This window comes from Treponema sp. OMZ 906 (assembly GCF_024181185.1).
In the GTDB taxonomy this organism is placed as follows: Bacteria; Spirochaetota; Spirochaetia; order Treponematales; family Treponemataceae; genus Treponema.
In genome coordinates this window covers 1,171,763-1,189,365 of the sequence record NZ_CP051196.1, presented here as the reverse complement: position 1 = coordinate 1,189,365, position 17,603 = coordinate 1,171,763, and the positions used below count along the sequence as shown (strand labels likewise).

Sequence of the window (17,603 nt, the reverse complement as noted above, 5' to 3'; positions counted from 1 at the left end):
CGCATATTTTCAAAAGGTTAATAGGAAGCAGGTGCCTCGGCACTAAAGGGTGCATTTTAGCGAGAGGCGGTTGGTACTGCGGATATGCGGTATGTCGGCTCGGCATAAGGATTATTATAGAAGCAAACGCGGGGAAATGCAAGGGAAAAAATAATGGGTAATTATGGAATTCATAATTAAGAATCTGCCCATCCTAATCCAAGCTAAGGGGGGAACACTCCTGGAGCAACTGGATCAAAACTATTTTGAGCGGTTGCTTTCCCGCTGTGCGGAAACCAATTATGAATTCATAATTTATAATTATGATTAAGGGCTTCCACATCCGCTTGAGAAAGGCCGGTTGCTTGTGCGATATTTTCAACGGATAAACCGAATTGAAGAAGGTTCCTTGCTGTTTCGAGTGCTTTTTGCAGAGAACCTTGAGATATTCCTTTGGCAAGAGCTATTTTGCCTGCTTCTTCTCTCTGTACTGCAATGTCGGTATCATAGTCATATTCGGCTATTAACATATTAACTACCTCCCGTGACTTTCTTTGTAAGTATTCTCTTAAGATTCCTTTTTCTATACATACCTTTACCGCATTGGTAAAACCATTTTCAGGGTCGAGTTGTGTTTGAATGCGTACCTCTTCTACAAAAAGACTGTATTCATCTAAGGTTTTACATGTCTTTAGTATTTTGCCGCCTTTACCACTATTTATATTCAGTACCTGTACCTTCAGCTCCAGCGGAACCTGCTCAGGTTTGGTAATAAAAGCATCCGACAGTTTTAGAACTGTCGTTTCAGGATAATCTTCCCGCCCATTGTAAAAGACGTAAAACTCCGGTGTCGGTATTTTTGATAACTTTCTTAAGTACCTGTCTGCCGGTATTTGTAACTTTTCATACAGTCTTGCTATGTATTGTAGAAAACGTAATGGCATATTTTCATTTACGGTAGATTGATGTTCAGCAAGAACAATAATTTTATCGTCTACAAGACAAGAAACATCGTTGATAATGTTCATATATATGATGTTATCAAGCCTTATATTTTCTACCGGACATGAAAGCGGTAAATTGGTATGATGCAAAGCATTGTAAAGAGATAAGAATCTTTCTTTTGCTTTTTCATCGTCACTGAATAGATCGACAAATACCGAGTCTTTATATTTTCTATTTACCGTAGCCATAGCAATCCCTCTCACCGCCTGCATTATAGCATAGATTATAAGATTTTGAAATGGATTGTTCTATTTTTCTGCTGCTGATGATGATGCGATTGACTCGCGAGTATACCTCCTTAGATTGCCGTATCCGCCTCTATCGTAATGTTCCCTCTGCGGTATTTTAATAGTTTCAAATTACCCGTTTGCTTTATCGTTAGGGGCTTACCGATAAAGAAAACTGAAGCTGTTTATGAAAATAAAATAAAGAATTATTTAGACATAATTCACGCTGTGAGCTGTGAGCTGTGAGCTGTGAGCTGTGAGCTGTGAGCTGTGAGCTGTGAGCTGTGAGCTGTGAGCTGTGAGCTGTGAGCTGTGAGCTGTGAGCTGTGAGCTGTGAGCTGTGAGAATTATGCCGCCGATTGCAGGCGTGTCAAGCCCCTTTTGCCCCTTTTGCAAATAGGCGGTATAGATGCTAGGAGCGTACAAAAAACACCCGCAGGCACGGTAAACAATGTACGTCCTTGTACATTGTTTACCTACACGTTTGCATTGCAAACGTGTTACTGCACAGAACCACCGCCGTCCGTGGCGGTTCTGATACGTCGAGGACTGTTTTTTGTGAAGCGACAACGCAGATATGCTGCATATTTGCAAAAGGCTTATGGGAGGCGGTTTTGACTGCGGATATGCGGTGTGTCGGCTCGGCATGGTTATGATTATAGGGCTAACAATGAGATAATGCAAGGGATTTACCTTCAGCGAGGTCATCTGCAACGTCTTCGTATATACCGCACTTATTCGGTTTAATAATGCAATAAAAATACATTTATTCGGTCGAAAAACGCAGTAACTTATTGAATATTCGGTCGAAAAACGCTATCTTTGACGGAGAGGTACCGTATTTATGGAACGTACGATATTACATCAACTAATCAACTGGAAGAATAAGAAGAATCGCAAACCCCTGCTGATGACAGGTGTCCGGCAATGCGGCAAAACGTACCTTATCCGTGAATTCGGTAAAAGGGCATTTGAAGAAACGGCATACTTTAATTTTGATGGAAATATGGGGCTGCAGTCGATCTTTGATTTCGATTTTAATGTTGAAAGAATCATCGATGAACTTGAAACCGCCGTATATGGACATAAAATTCTCCCTGAAAGAACGCTGATTATCTTTGATGAGATTCAAGATTGTCCGCGGGCAATACAGGCGCTTAAATACTTTTACGAGGAAAAGCCGGAGCTGCACATTATAGCAGCGGGTTCGCTGCTGGGAGTCGCGCTGCGTAAAGAAGGAATATCGTTTCCGGTAGGTAAGGTTGACCGGCTTGAAATGTATCCGATGAGTTTTGAAGAATTTGTCATTGCAGACGGCGGGTCGAAATATATAGACGGTATCGGAAAATATGAGCTTGACTGTGAGATGCCTGCACTTTATACGGTTCCGATGGAAAAATATCTGAAGAACTACTACATCGTCGGCGGAATGCCGAAAGCCGTGCAAACGTGGATTGACACGCATGATTACCGTCAAGTAGAAGAAATACAAGAACAAATTTTAAAAGGCTATGCGGAAGATTTCGGCAAGCATACGACCGCAGAAACGGCAACAAAAATACGGCTGATTTGGGAGGCGATCCCTTCGCAAATAGCGCGGGATAACAACAAGTTCGTTTTTTCCCGCGTAAAAAAAAGCGCGCGCTCAAAAGACCTTGAAGATGCGCTTGAATGGTTGGTAAACGCAGGTATTGCCTATAAACTGAATATGACGCCAACGCCGGAACTCCCCTTATCGGGAATGGCGGATAACACCTATTTTAAGGTATATATGGCCGATGTCGGGTTGCTCCGTAAAAAATCGAACATCCATTTTAAAACCATTCTTGAAGGAGATTCCGCTTATATACATTTCAAAGGTGCACTGACCGAAAACTACTGCCTTACTCAGCTAAAGTGTCTGGGCATAGAAAGTTATTTTTGGCGGACAAAGGCTGATGCGGAACTTGATTTCTTAACCGATTATGCAGGCGCCGTCGTCCCTATTGAAGTAAAGTCTGCGGATAATACCAAAGCAAAAAGTCTCCAGCTGTTTTGTTCCCGATACGAACCTAAGACAGCGATTAAAACGTCCCTTAAAAATGTGGGTAGTAATGTGATTGGCTCTACCCGTGTGTGGAGCCTTCCGCTGTATACGTTATTTCGCATCAAGGAGTATATAGCGCCTCTCTACAAGTAGCGCCCCGGATATCCCCTACCTGGTTTTAAACTGGGTAATTGGAAATATAATTACTCATCACCAATTACCCATTGCCAATTCTTTGCCCTGCCCTTTTCTATTCTTTTACCGCTCCGGCGGCAAGGGACTTGAGCAGGAATTTCTGCCCTGCCATAAACAGCAGCGTAAACGGCACCGCAACGAGCAGCGCTCCGGCGGCAAACATCGTAAAGTTATCGTTTGCGCGGCCGTTAATCAGCTCGAAAAGGCCGAGCGCTAAGGTCTTTTTATCGTCGCTGCGCAAAATAAGGCGCGGGAAGATAAAGTCCATCCACGGTGCGGTAAAGCTGGTAAGCGCAAGGAACATAATCATCGGCTTTACCATCGGCAGTACAATTTTCACGTATGTGGTAAACGAACCGGCGCCGTCGACATGAGCCGCCTCTTCAACGCTTTTCGGTACCGTATCAAAATAGCCTTTCATCAGCCATACGTTAAAAGGCACACTGCCCGCCGCATATACCAAAAGGAGTCCCCAATGGGTATTTAAGCCGTTTATCTTCCATAGCAGCACATACGTTGCAACCATTCCGATAAAACTTGGGAACATCTGCAGCACAATCATAGAAGCGAGCAGCGGCTTCCGCAGCGGAAACCTAAAACGGGAAAAGATATAGGCGGCGGTTACGCAGACAGCCAAGGTCAAAAGAACATTGAACACCGCAATCTTGAGGGTATTTCCGTACCATTTAACGTAGTTGGTGCCGCGCACATCGGTTGTACCTTCGACGATTTTGTCCGCGGGTGTTAAAAGCCGTTTAAACTGATACACCGACGGTTCCTTGGGGATAGGAGAAATGCTTGTTGCCGCCAACGAATTGGTTTTGGTAAACGCTGCGCCGACGGTAAAGGCAACGGGATAGAGGACAAAGAGCACCGTCGAAATAAGGACGGTATACAGGATAATCAGCACCAGTATGGTACTCAGAGAATGCTTTTTCATTACAGTTCTCCTTCTTTAAACGCCTTGGTATGCGTAAAATTATAGACTGCGAACGGCACCAGCACGACAAACACGAGGATGGAAAGTACCGAGGCAAGGTTGTACAAAGTCGGCGTATCATACGTGAGTTTATAAATCCACGAAATCAACAGGTCGGTTGCACCCGCCTTTGTCTGAATACTGTCGTCAAGATTCGGACCGCCGGCAGTAAGGAAGAATACCGCACCGAAGTTGTTGATATTGGCGGCAAACTGCATAATGAGAATAGGCATCGTTTGGAACAGTACCAACGGAAGGGTGATGCGGAAGAATTGCTGCAATTTATTCGCGCCGTCAATGGTTGCCGCCTCATAAATATCCGCAGGGATGGCCGTCATATTGCTGGTAATCAATATCATACTATACGGAAAGCCGATCCAAATATTGACCAACAGCATCGTAATCTTTGCCATAAACGGGTCGGAAAGCCACTTAATCGGTTCACTCAAAAGACCGAACTGCATCAGCGACCGGTTGATGGGGCCGAATGTTCCGTTCAAAAGGTTCGCCCAAATGAACAAGCTCAGCATAACCGGAATGGCATACGGCAGGATAAACACGGTTCGGAAGAATTTCGGCAGCTTGATGCGCTTGTCGACAAGGATAACCGCAAAGATCATACCGGTAAAATAACAGGTCGTAGTTGCAAAGAACGCCCAGATAACCGTCCACAGTGCAACGCGCCCGAAAGCGGAGAACCAACTATTCGCCAGCTTGGAATTGAACATCGTGATAAAGTTTTCAAAACCGACCCAGTCGACAAGGTTGTTCGGCGGGATGTGCTTGGGCGATGAGTAATTCGTAAAGGCAACCAGCGCCGAAAAGATGAGCGGCAAAACAGTGAAAAACAGCATCAACAGGATCGCAGGGCTTAGTCCGAGATACGGAAACGCCGATTCGACAAACTTCTTACGGGCTTCCTCAGTAGACGGATAGCGCTGCTTTTCCACGATATAGGCCGCCGTTTTTTTGGCAGTGATCACGTTCGCAACATATACGCCGATAAACACGACGAGTAACAGCACAGTAATAAGACCGCCGATCATCATAAAGATGGAATGATCCTTCATCTTGATAGGGACATTCGGTTTTTCATCTCCGAGTGTGATAAGGCCGATCAGACTCCGCACGATGGGGCCTTTTCCATTGAACTGCATAACCGTCTGATCAAAAAAGATCAAAAATAAGACCGCCAATTCCATCAAAGCGAAAAAGGCGCCGCGCACATATTGCTTTAAATAGAGGATCTGACCGAGCCCCATAAAGCACGTCGATGCGGTTGACGTCTTTTTGATAATTGATTTGTCGATAACGGCGGCGCCTTGTAAGGTCGTTGTAGCCATTAAAACTCCTCCTTATATATTACCCATGTTCAAAAAAGATAAAGCCGCCGGGCTGTACCGTTTTATCCCTGCAGCGCAGGGATACGAAAACTTGCGTTTTTTCATCTATTATCTGTGCGATTGATACCGGAGCCGTACCGCAATTGAGAATGAGGTCTATGCTCCGCGTAATCGAAACTCCCACGGTTTCAACGGTCTCCGTAGTTTCCGCAGGTTCTACCATTTCGGCATACTTTTGCAAATGAATAATTCTATTCGGTTCGCTTTCGGCAAGCGGTACGTCATGCAGATATGAGTAACCGGAAGCGGTCATTGCCGGATGCGTATGGCGCAAAGCAATCAACTGCCGCATCATGCTCATCGGTTCGGCGTATTCACCTGCTTCGATAGCCTGCCACGGCATACAACGGCGGCAATCGGGATCATTTCCGCCTGCAAGCAAAACCTCGCTGCCGTAATAGATACACGGCGAACCGGGCAGGCTCAACAACAGGGCGTATTGCTGCCATACGGCGAATGCATCACCGCCATTGCGGGTAAAAAGGCGCGGCGTATCATGGGAATCCAGCAGATTAAACAGGCCTACGGTAACAGGTTCGGGATAGGCGGTAAAAACGGCATTTATTTCCCGCTCCAAAGTCAGGGCGGGCAGCGTTTTATCGTAAAAGAATTTCCAGAAACACAGCGCGAGCGGATAATTCATTACCGAATCCAACTCGCCGCCGCGCAGCCACGGCAAGGCACTGCGCCATATTTCTCCAAGCAGGTAAAAGTCTTTTTTAAGACTGCGCATCCGCCGATAAAGCTGCCTGCAAAATGTGTGCGAAAGCTCATTCGCAACATCGAGCCGGAGCCCGTCAATATCATAACTGCGCACCCATGTTTCGCATACGTTCAGCAGGTAATCGACGACGGCAGGATTATTGGTATTCAGCTTCGGCATCGTATCGACATACGCAAACGTACTGTACTTTCCGCTCTTTCCGTTTGTACCGGACGGTCGGCTTCGGCTCGCGACGGCTTCACATTCCGGTTCTACAACGGTTTCAAACGGCCATTCTTGTACGATAAACCAATCGAAATACGGCGAGGCTTTTCCGTTGCGGACAACATCCTGCCACAGTGCAAAGTCCCAGCCGCAGTGGTTAAAGACGCCGTCCAGCATCACTTTTATACCGCGCGCATGAGCTTCTTTCACCAGCGTATGCAGATCATCTGCGCTGCCGAATGCAGGATCGATATTCAGATAATCGGATGTATCATACTTATGCACACTCGGTGAAGCATTAACCGGATTAAGATATAAGCCGGTAATATTCAAATCGGCAAGATAACCGAGCTTTTCGGTTATACCCCGAAGCGTACCGCCATAGTGTTCATTGTTGGTAACGACATCCTTGGCAGCAGGCCACGGCAGATCATTCGGTTTCTGCGAGGAGGTATCCCTGCAAAACCGATCGGGAAAAATTTGATACCACACTGTGCGGGGTACCCAATCCGGTACGCGGACGCATTCGGCGCCGTCCAGCCACGGAAACTCAAAACCGGGAAAATTACCGGTTATCCGGCGCAGCGTAACAAGCTCATCTGCCGTGTAAAACCCGTTTTCCAGACAGTAGCGGACATCGCCTTCATCTTGACCGTGCAGTTCAAAGCAGTATTTACACCGTCCATAAGGAAGCATAACCGTTGCTTGCCACCATGTATGATACGGAAGATCTTTTTTGCGGGTGATTTCCTGCCGTTTGCCTTCCCATACCCATCCGTCCGGTGTTACCGAACCGTCGAACGGATCTCCGTATACAATAAATACACGCCGTATGTCGCTGCCGGTTTTAATGCCGATCATAAGTTCATTTTCATTGAGCGGATAACAAAAATTATCCATACTGCGATGTTCTATTGCAGAAAACTGCATACCAAGCACCTATATCCAAGAAAACTGTCCAAAAACCCGATTCGCAATCCGCTTTGCAGACTGTGAATCGGGTTTTAAAAGATACCGTTTGGGAACCTCTAAAAACGTGAGTTTTTAGAAATACCCTATTGTATCGACTCCATTGTAGCCGCAGCAGCATTCAGTTTTTCCGTAACATTGCCGCCGTCCCAGATATTCGCAAAAGTTGCATTCATTGCAGACCAGTATTTGCCCATTTCGGGAATGGTGGGCATCGGTGTTGCGTATTGCGCCTGTGCTAAAATACCTTGACTTAACGGATCGCTGATGGTGATATCGGAGCGGGGCGGAATTTGTTTGGTCATTTCATACCGTTTTTCCAATATCGGCTTTGAGGTAAGGAATTTTGCAAAATCCTGCGCTTCCGCCGGATGATCACTGTAGGCGCTGACAAAGGCCAAGCGGAGACCGGAGAATGATGCCGGAGGATTGGTCATGCCGGGGAATACCGGAATGGGTGCAATACCGTAGTTAAGGCCTGTTTTTGAAAAATCGGAGATCTTCCACGGGCCGGTAATAATCATCGCGGCTTTACCTTCCGTAAACGAGGAATTGCAGAAATCATCGGTAATATCGCCTGACGGAACATCGAGCATTTTCTTGCGCAGGCTCTGGAAATAGGTTAAGCCGGTAATAGCATTGGGGCTATTGACGTTATGCTGTTTGGGGTCATCGCCGTTCGGGCCGAAAAGCGGTGCGCCGAAGCCGCTCATAAAGATGTAGTTAAAGTATGCGTTTCCGACACCCCAGACCAATGCATATTTATTTTGAGCTTTATCGTTCCATGTCTTTGCAAACGTTTCCACCGCGTCCCATGTCTTGGGGGCTTCCGGTAAAAGGTCTTTATTATAGAACAATGCGTAGGTTTCGATTGCGAGCGGATACCCGTAGTTTTTTCCCTCATACGCGGCGGATGTCAATGCAGCGGGGATAAAGTTGTCGAGGACGGACGCATCGTCGAAGGGGAGAATATGACCGCCTGCGACAAGGGCGCCGATATGGTCGTGCGGTGCAACAAAGATATCTGCGCCTACACCAGCGGGGCCGTCCATTTCAATCTTTGTGCGCGCATCGGTCGACTGAACCGGTTCATACACAAAGGATACGTTCGGATGCGTTTTCTTGTATTCTTCCGCAGCGAACAGCATAAAATCTTTTTCGGGGCCTTCGGATTCCCATATTTTGATGGTAACCGTTTCGCCTTTCATAGCGCCGGCTTTATCGTCCTTCTTCTCGGAACCTCCGCCGCACCCCGTAAGAGCAAGAAGAAGCACCAAAGATACACAGGCAGAAAGCCCTATAATTGCTTTTTTCATATAACACCTCCAGTCTGTTATGAAAAAAATCTACTAAACCTATTCGGAAACTTCCGTTTCTGAACAGGTTACCTTGAAACGCGATGTTCTAAATCGTGCTATTTGTACAATTTAGAACTCGCCGACCTGTTCGACAACGAAGTTATCGAACAGGTCTATTCACTGCGAACAATAGCCGCAGTGTACGGATCTAGTATGATCCGTTTTTGCTCAAATCGTATACCGGACGGATGTGTGATACCGTCCGGCGATGCCGCCGCTCCATCGACAAAAACCACAGGCTTTTGTAATGTGCCGCCGAGCGCAAAGCATTGTTCCGTTCCCGCCGCATTAAACAACAAAAACCACGTACCATCCGTCCAGTCAAGTGTGTACCCGAATGCCTGCCCGTACTGCTGCTCCGTTTCGGACAATGCTCCGTCATCACTTTTTACGGCACATCGGTTACCGCTGCAATCACCCGATGCGGCACACACGGCATCTTCTGCGGGCAAAAACGCGGCGGCTTGCGCGATACGTCCTGCATTTCCTATTCTAAACACGTCAAACCGTTTCCGCAACGCGATAAGCCCGCGCGTGTATGCGAGCAGCTCGGCGTAATCCTCATCGAGCGTCCATACAATACGGTTAACGCTGTCCGAAGCGTCATAGCTGTTGCGGACAAAAGCACCGATACATTCTTCCGCCGCTCCGTGCACATTCGGCTTGGTACGACCCCGCTCCTGTCCGGCGTGTAAGAATGCGATCCCTTGACAGGTAAGCGCCAGCGCGTTGCCGAGTTTGATACGGGCAATCAGCTCCTGCCGTTGCGAGGGGATACGTTCATCAAGCCCTGCATTATGGGCGATGCAGTCGTGCAGCGTAAGTCCGTCGTGGCAAACAAGGTACTGCACGTTATCACCCGGGCTGTCGGCGGTGTAATTGCACTGAGGTAAACCGATACAGTTGCAAAAGAGCTGTTTAAGATCGACGTTGCCGCCGGTCAAAAAGCCTTTGCCTTCCTCATTCATACCGCCTGCTTTTACCAAATCGCGGAATTCGTCGTTAAAGACGGCAACGCTGTCGGTTTCGGTCATGTACCGCTGATCCATACCGACGGTACCTTCTGCTCCGTTATACAGCTTCCAGCCTTCCCCGATGAACAGTACCGACGGATTAAGCTTCCTGCAGCAGTTGTACGCCTCCAGCACCGTCTCGGTATCGAGCAGTCCCATCAGATCAAACCGGAGACCGTCAACCTTATAGTTTTTCACCCAGTGTACAGCCGAATCGACAATAAGCTTTCGTGCCATCGGCCGCTCCGAGGCAATATCGTTCCCGCAGCACGAGCCGTTGGTATAGCTGCCGTCGGGATTTGTCCGAAAGTAATAGCCCGGAACAATCGCGTCGAAAAGATCGGTGTGCGCAACATGATTATACACCACGTCGAGCACTACACCGAGTCCCGCCCGATGGCACTCGTTGATCAGCTCCCGCAATTCGCGTACACGGCTTTCGGGATTTTCAGGCTCGCTTGCATACCAGCCTTCGGGCGTAAAATAGTTATGCGGGTCGTAGCCCCAGTTGTAGTTGTTGTTATGTACCGTACCGGCATCTTCATACTGCTGGTTTGTCTCGTCCGTGTAGTAAAAGTTCAGCACCGGCATCAGCTGAATATGCGTAATGCCCAGTTCGCGTAAGTAGGGAATTTTTTCGATAAAGGCTTTATACGTGCCGGGGATATTTCTAACGCCGGAGTCGGGGCTTGCGGTAAAATCGCGGACGGACACTTCGTAAATAATCGCATCCTCCCGTTTTTGCAAGGCGATATACGGATATTCCCGCTCCGGTTTGAGTGTTTCTTTTTGCAGGTTGATAATAGCGCCCCGTCCGATACCGTCGCTGCCGGTACAAGCAGCCATCGAGAGGCTGTACGGATCAAGCACAGTATGCGTTCCCGCTTCATTTGTCAGCGTGTAATCATAAAAGAACTGTTCCGGATCCCGCTCCGCAAAGATGCCGCACCACAGGCCGGTTGCATCGTCATACTGAAGCGGAACCGTAAAAGCAGGCGTTGAATCACCGGCGTTTTGATAGAGGTTTACCGACACATCGCGGGAAGTCGGCGCCCATAAAGAAAAACGGCAGCTTTGAGCGGCGGCATCATACACGGCGCCGAGCTGGGTATCGCGAGGCGGAATTGTCTGTTCAAGAGCTTTGACGGGTGATCTCATAAACCTTCCATATATCGATACTTTATATTAGCATATTCCCCCTTGAATCGCCAATATATAAATGGGTATCTGCAAAAAACTCGGTTAGATTTTCAGAAACTCCCAAATATTTTTGTGCGAAGGGTCTAATCTAAGGCTGGTTTCCACTATTTGTACCGATCGTATGATTCCGTTGGCTGTATTCCTGCAATGCACGATAAAAGGAGCGCATAACCGGACAGTACTGCTTATCTTCGCAGGCGATATGCGAAAGTATCCAATCCCTAAGGTAGTCGGCAAAATCAAAACCGAGCGTCAAAGTCATTTCGTCAAAACCCATCAATACCTGTGTAATTGTTTGGACAAACTCCTTGTGTCGCTGCTTATGAGCTTCGTAGCCGGAAAAACCGCATGCTTTCATCAATTTCTCTTCATCGGTAAAGTGTGTTTTGGTATAGCTAACCGCTTGCCGCAGTACATTGCCTACGGTTACCAACCATTCGTCCTTACTCCGTTTTTGGCGGTTCATCAGCGCTTCGCGCAGCTCATTGCACATTGCCACCAACTTACGATGCTGACAATCAATTCGCGGAATACCAAGCTCCAGTCTTTTATCCCATTGTACCCAAGCGGTATTCAACTCTTCCGTCTCTTTTGTTCCTGTTATCATACTTTTTTCATCCTTATTATGCCGATTACTCATACTGAATCGTTTCCAAGAATCGGTTATTCTTAGACGATTGGGTATCTCTAAAAACTCGGTTAGCTTTTAGGTATCCCCAATTTATATATTAGTAATCATTATTAGGATAAAACGATATAGCTATAATGTCAAATGGAAATTCGCACTTTAAGGTCATCCCCATTGATGCAGACCCGTCAATGCAAGATTGACAGAATCGGAAATTCACGGCACAATATCTCGCTGTAATGTTAGTAAGATATACTCGAAATAATACGAATAAAAAACTGTCAAAGGCGCTTATATATACGGCAACGGAACATTCCATCGATCCCCGTAAGGTAGACGGCGAAGCGATCCGTATTATCAATGGATTACATAATGCAGGTTATGAGGCCTACATTGTCGGCGGCGCTGTTCGCGATTTGCTGATCGGAAAAACACCGAAGGACTTCGATATCGCAACATCGGCAGAACCCGCTCGTATCCGTAAAATTTTTAAAAACTCCCGGCTCATCGGAAAGCGATTCCGATTGGTGCATGTTTTTTACGGTCCTAAAATATATGAAGTTTCCACCTTTCGATCACTGGAGGAGGGATCGGTCGGAAACAGCTTCGGCACTATCGACGAAGATGTGCGGCGCCGCGACTTTACATTAAATGCGCTCTACTACGATCCGATAAAAAATATCATCGTCGATTATGTCGGCGGCGTGGAAGATATCCGAAAAAAGCGGCTGCGCCCGATTATCGAGCTTTCTCACATTTTCGCAGAAGATCCGGTACGGATGATTCGTGCCGTCAAATACGCGACTATCACCGGTGCCGCAATCCCGCTGCTTCTTCGCTGTCGAATTCACCGTGATGCGCCGCTCCTCGAATATGTATCCCCTTCCCGCTTAACCGAAGAGATAGGCAAAATACTAATGAGCGGGCATGCGGCGGACATTTTTAAAACACTTCTGCATTATCGCCTTTTCCTCTATTTACAGCCTTTGGCTTTCTCATTTATCGAGGATTCGCCTCATTTTTCCGAACATTATTTTGCAAGCATGCAAGAGCTGGACGGATTAATTGCAGAGCACAAGATTCAGAGGCAAGGACAGGCGCTTGTTTACCTCATCCGTAATTTTTTACAGCTGATTACCGACTGGGAAGGAGAACCGCGGGCTGTTTATAAGGCGGTATATGCCGAGTGTCGCCATTTTGTCTTGCCGATGAACCCGCAGCGGACAGAGCTTGAATATGCGGTAAAATACTGCCTTCGAAAAGGCGGCTTGGATATACGACTTACCGGTACCGCCAAAGCAAAAGAGCCGTCCAAACGTCGGCCGCGCGGATCTGCACGGCAAAATACCGTTGCAAAACAAGGAACACGAGCAGTGGGAAAGCGCGGCTCCAAACCCGCTGTTCCGGCTACTAAACCTGTTCGATAACAGCCTTGCCAAACAAACAGTTTATTGAAGCAAAGCGGTAGTCAGCCACGGAATATAGGTAACCAGCAGTAAAATAATACTTTGAACGCCGAGAAAGGGAAGAATATTCTTTACTATTTTGATAACAGGCTTATTAAACGTATAACTTGCAATAAACAAGTCCATTCCGATCGGAGGCGTTAAAAACCCAAGCGCTAAATTCATCAAAAAAATGACGCCGGTATGTATGGGGTGGATTCCGAAGGATTCGGCGATCGGCATAATGAGCGGAGACACAACCAAAATAGCGGAATATAAATCCATAATGCAGCCGACAAAAATCAACAACACATTCAGCAATAGCAAAAACACATATTTTGAGTGGATATACGTCTGCACAATATCCGTCAAAACCGATGGTATGTTTGCATCGATTAAATAATAAGCTAGCCCTTTTGCTGCGCCAATGATAATCAGTACACCTCCTGCGATGGGAATACTTTTCAATATATAAGCGGCAGCCGTCTTCCATGAAAAATCCCTACGGATAATAACTTCCAATACACAGGTATAAAGCACGGTAAACGCAGCCGTTTGCAGGAGCGAAAAAAGGCCGGAAAAATAAAGAATGATAATAAACACCGGCAATAACAATTCGAAAAAACTACCGAAGAAAGCGTTTTTTAATACAGTCAAAGAAAACGGTATCCGTGTTTTTGAATGGTCTCGTATTACACCGATAACGATCATCGACAGCGTAAGCAATATCCCAGGGAAGATCGCCCCTTTAAATACATCGAAGATATCAATGGTCATGATGTTGGTTACGCCGAAGATAATAATTGCCATACTGGGAGGAAAGAGGATACCGAGAGAACCGGAAGCGGTAATAAGCGATTCGGATTCATCTTTCGAATAACCATTCCCGGTTAAAATAACACTGATAAGCGGGCCGAGCGCTAAAATAGTTACGCCCGATGCACCGGTAAAAGTAGTAAAAAAGGTAAGAACGAGTACGGAAGCGATAATTACTCCGCCTCTAATCCAACCGACAGTACCGCGAACAAGTTCCATTAGCCGCTTACCGGCGCTCCCTTCCGCCAGCAGGCACCCTGCAATGGTAAAAAGAGGGATTGCTGCAATGCTGGTATCCGTTAAAATATGATACATTTCCAGCGGAATCACATCGACATATCCGCCGCCTTGGCTGAATGCCGTATAGGTAATCCCGAGCAATACGATAAAAAGCGGTAACCCGAAAAGCCCCGCAGCAATCAACACAAGCATAAGGGGTATCATTAACGGAGCGCTGAAAGATTGCCAGAGGGAGGCGCTCACGGTAAGAAACGGGCTATCCCTGCCTAAAAGCGCATAAAGAATAACGGCAATCGAACCGCAGCTGATGAATAAACCGAAAATAAGCCCTACCAAAGAGGATATAAGCGCTCCGCTCTTTTTGAAACACAAAAAGAGCTGCGCAAAAAACATGAGCGGCAGCGCAGCGAAGATAAACCGTACCGGTATTCCCCACACAAGATCGGCAGGGTCTATTACGACTAAGATATTCGGAAAACAGGCAAAAAAGATTGCCGTAAGGACGGCTGTCGTTATACCGTTATTGATTTGGCTAACAATGCTTTTCAGTCGAGCGGACAGTTTAAGGTTAAAGACCTCGATATTCAACTGTTTGTGATCTGCACTGGTAATCATACCTGCAAAACACGCAAAAATAAAAACGGCATGGATGATCACCCGCTCCCCGTCCAACACCGGAATACCGCCGATATCGTTAATGAGAAAAAATACGATCGGTAATGTGATTAATATACCGACCAGAAAAAGTACAAATACGTTGACAATCTTTCTCATATTGTTATCGCACAGCTATTTACGCATCGGAGCAATGAGTTTTTGGATATTTTGATACATATCCATATCAAATGCATTCGGAAAAGCCCGATGGATATCGCTAATATTCATACTGAATTCTGCTTCCCATTTTTTCAGCTCATCTTTAGAAAGATGAATCATCGTAACACCGCTTGCTTCCATTTTACGGACACAGTCGGCATCAGAATCGTCAAGCGCGTCGTTGAGCCGTTTACGAGCTTTTTCCATTGCCTCCTTCATAGCGGCATGGTACTTCTTAGGAATCTTATCCCACGAAGCCTTGGAAATAACAAAACCCGCCATGATAGGACATAATTTCGTATCAAGTGCGTAGCTGATATCCTTGTAATACCCTCCTGCATAAGTTAAAAGATGCACTGCAAAGAAACCGCTGATACCGTTTTTACTCTTTAGCATTTGAGAGAATTTTTGACTTGCAACATCAACGACATTAAAACCGCTCAGTTTAAAACTATCACTTAAAATAGGGCTATCCAAACCGGCGACTGCCAATTTTATCTTTTTTAATTCCCCGAGAGTTTTATACGGCTCCTTTGTATAAAAAGAAAGCCACCCGACATTCGACCATGCAATCAACTCATAACCGGCAGCATTAATTCTCGATTCTATTTTATTGCCGTATACGCTGAGCGCTTTGTCAAGCTCTTGCTGATTTTGAAGCAAAAAAGGAAGTGCAAGCGTATAGATATACGCATCGGGCACCAATTCATGTAAACCGATCATCGTAAAGATTGCCCCATCCAAAGGAGCTTGCTGCCCGGGACGCGCTGCTTTGAGCTTTTGGATGCCCGCCTTTTCTCCACCGAGAGTTGTCATGTTATAAATTTTTACCGTTACCTGCCCGTCGGTAATGCGGTTCCATTCTTCGGCAACTTTTTTAAGTTCAATATCCCACGGAGAACGGGAAGGAGCAACGGTTGCTATCTTTAGTACGATTTCTTCAGCGTTGACAAGAGTCATTGAAGCAATAAACAGGGCAACAAACAGCGTCAAAAATTTTCTCACAGTATCTTCTCCTTATATAACTGAATATAACTGATGCAAAGATAAACTAATCGCCTAGGAAATAATCACCTTTCATTTTTTGTAACCAGCGTGCTTTTGTTTGGCTGAGGGTAATGGTGAGTTTATTACTCGGCTGCGTTTTCGGATCAATTTCCAATGCTTTGCGTAAAGCCTCATCAAAACCGGCGCTGTCCTGTGCAGGAACACAAAACGACTGCGCATACAGGACATACACCGACGGTCGCTGCCCGCTGCTCAACTCCAATGTTTTACGATACGCCTCTTGCGCCTTATCCGCGCCGCCACCCAAGGATTCAGGTGCGGCAGCATAAAAAGCCGTAAGCGTTTCCCAAATAGCGCCGTCGTTAAACGTCGGATATAGTTCCGCTGCCCGCTCGAGCATCGCTACGGCACCCGGAACTGCAGCAAGCGCATTGGTATCCATCGGATCAAGCGAGAATGCCCCAAGTATACCGCAGCCGGCCCAATACAGTGATTCAACATCAGCGGCTCTGCAGCGGGTAAGAAAATGGGTACCTTTATCGTCTGTATAATGCGCCATCGCTTCAGCAAAACCCTTATAAGCGCCATCGAGTGATTGCATCACATAATCGGCTCCGCGAAGGTAAAATTTTTTTGCCCGCAAATACTCAAGATTCTTTTTTTGAAATTGAGTTTCGGGAATATAGTCGGCAGGTGTTTGAACAAAAGCGTTTGCATACATAATATAGAGAGAACCGGACATAACAGCCAAACCGCGATGTTGCGGATTACTGAGATGCAGTATCTCATACGTTTTTAATACCGTCGGAAATACCTCCGAAACCAGCTTTACATCATCTTCACCGGTAAGCGCAGCCGCTGCGTCAATTCCGCCTGAGGCACCGCTTTTCGGCGCAGGAAAGGGGGCAAGCGTATTCGCGATACCGTTAAAGGCCATACGTTTAATGGAGCAACCACTCACGAGCAGGAATAATCCCGCTACACAAATATATATTTTTTTTAGAGTTACGGTCATAAAAGGAACCTCTATATTATCGTATTAAACGGTTAATTCTTTTTGCCATTGATGAATAAAGGCTTCATAAGCGGCGATGGTTGCGGAAAGCGCGATTTGCTGCACGGAACTCCGTCCTGTAGCATTATTACCATCCAAGACATAGAGCGAATCAAGAATCCCTTGTATATCCTCGATACTGCAGCTTGCATCGGCAGCTCTCCGCCTAACAAGAAGGCGTGTTTCGTCATCAAAAATATCCCGATACCTTTTCTCTTCCCAGTCGACAGTCTCAGACATAAAGCTGATTATAGAATGTTTTATCGTTGAATGCAATATGATAGCAGCAATACAACAGGGCTTCAGCATGAAAG

The 17,603-nt window shown here is 46.4% G+C and carries 13 protein-coding genes; 2 read left to right on the top strand and 11 right to left on the bottom strand.

Translation table 11 applies throughout. The features are described 5' to 3' along the window. Positions 1 to 287: 287 nt before the first annotated feature. Positions 288 to 1,172, bottom strand: a complete 885-nt coding sequence (locus tag E4N69_RS05215; RefSeq protein WP_253824722.1) for an RpnC/YadD family protein — start codon at positions 1,170 to 1,172, stop codon at positions 288 to 290. An 883-nt stretch (positions 1,173 to 2,055) separates the two neighbouring features. Here E4N69_RS05215 and E4N69_RS05210 point away from each other — a divergent pair. Continuing rightward, the gene (locus tag E4N69_RS05210) at positions 2,056 to 3,390 is read left to right on the top strand and encodes an ATP-binding protein (protein WP_253824721.1); all 1,335 of its coding nucleotides are present in this window, start codon (positions 2,056 to 2,058) and stop codon (positions 3,388 to 3,390) included. A 97-nt stretch (positions 3,391 to 3,487) separates the two neighbouring features. Here the strand turns inward: E4N69_RS05210 and E4N69_RS05205 are convergent, their stop codons facing one another. From E4N69_RS05205 to E4N69_RS05180, 6 genes are all read right to left on the bottom strand, one after another. Further along, the gene (locus tag E4N69_RS05205; RefSeq protein ID WP_016524050.1) at positions 3,488 to 4,372 is read right to left on the bottom strand and encodes a sugar ABC transporter permease; all 885 of its coding nucleotides are present in this window, start codon (positions 4,370 to 4,372) and stop codon (positions 3,488 to 3,490) included. After that, entirely contained in the window at positions 4,372 to 5,754 is a 1,383-nt protein-coding gene (locus E4N69_RS05200; RefSeq protein ID WP_162663350.1) for a carbohydrate ABC transporter permease, read from the bottom strand. Before E4N69_RS05200 ends, E4N69_RS05205 begins: the two co-directional genes overlap by 1 nt. A gap of 19 nt (positions 5,755 to 5,773) precedes the next feature. Further along, positions 5,774 to 7,672 (bottom strand): glycoside hydrolase family 13 protein, encoded by a 1,899-nt coding sequence (locus E4N69_RS05195; RefSeq protein WP_253824720.1) that lies wholly within the window; start codon positions 7,670 to 7,672, stop codon positions 5,774 to 5,776. A gap of 125 nt (positions 7,673 to 7,797) precedes the next feature. Continuing rightward, positions 7,798 to 9,027 (bottom strand): sugar ABC transporter substrate-binding protein, encoded by a 1,230-nt coding sequence (locus tag E4N69_RS05190; protein WP_253824719.1) that lies wholly within the window; start codon positions 9,025 to 9,027, stop codon positions 7,798 to 7,800. Between the two features lie 155 nt (positions 9,028 to 9,182). Then, positions 9,183 to 11,240 carry an alpha-amylase family glycosyl hydrolase gene (locus tag E4N69_RS05185; RefSeq protein WP_253824718.1) on the bottom strand — a complete coding sequence of 686 codons (2,058 nt, stop codon included), beginning with the start codon at positions 11,238 to 11,240 and terminating at the stop codon, positions 9,183 to 9,185. Between the two features lie 130 nt (positions 11,241 to 11,370). Next, positions 11,371 to 11,889 (bottom strand): bacteriohemerythrin, encoded by a 519-nt coding sequence (locus tag E4N69_RS05180; protein WP_162663345.1) that lies wholly within the window; start codon positions 11,887 to 11,889, stop codon positions 11,371 to 11,373. Between the two features lie 260 nt (positions 11,890 to 12,149). On the opposite strand from E4N69_RS05180, the gene pcnB reads away from it, so the two are divergent. Then, positions 12,150 to 13,337, top strand: coding sequence for a polynucleotide adenylyltransferase PcnB (gene pcnB / locus E4N69_RS05175; RefSeq protein WP_162663344.1), 1,188 nt, complete (start codon positions 12,150 to 12,152; stop codon positions 13,335 to 13,337). Between the two features lie 21 nt (positions 13,338 to 13,358). Here the strand turns inward: pcnB and E4N69_RS05170 are convergent, their stop codons facing one another. The 4 genes from E4N69_RS05170 to E4N69_RS05155 are packed head-to-tail and all read right to left on the bottom strand — an operon-like array spanning position 13,359 to position 17,529. Then, positions 13,359 to 15,185, bottom strand: a complete 1,827-nt coding sequence (locus tag E4N69_RS05170; protein WP_253824717.1) for a TRAP transporter large permease subunit — start codon at positions 15,183 to 15,185, stop codon at positions 13,359 to 13,361. A gap of 15 nt (positions 15,186 to 15,200) precedes the next feature. Then, complete coding sequence (gene dctP / locus E4N69_RS05165; RefSeq protein ID WP_253715497.1) at positions 15,201 to 16,232, bottom strand: TRAP transporter substrate-binding protein DctP; 1,032 nt, start codon at positions 16,230 to 16,232, stop codon at positions 15,201 to 15,203. 46 nt (positions 16,233 to 16,278) lie between these two features. Next, positions 16,279 to 17,250: a TRAP transporter TatT component family protein gene (locus E4N69_RS05160; protein WP_253824716.1), complete on the bottom strand. Its 972-nt coding sequence runs from the start codon at positions 17,248 to 17,250 to the stop codon at positions 16,279 to 16,281. Between the two features lie 24 nt (positions 17,251 to 17,274). Continuing rightward, on the bottom strand, positions 17,275 to 17,529 hold the full coding sequence (locus E4N69_RS05155; protein ID WP_162663340.1) for a hypothetical protein: 255 nt from the start codon (positions 17,527 to 17,529) through the stop codon (positions 17,275 to 17,277). Positions 17,530 to 17,603: the final 74 nt, after the last annotated feature.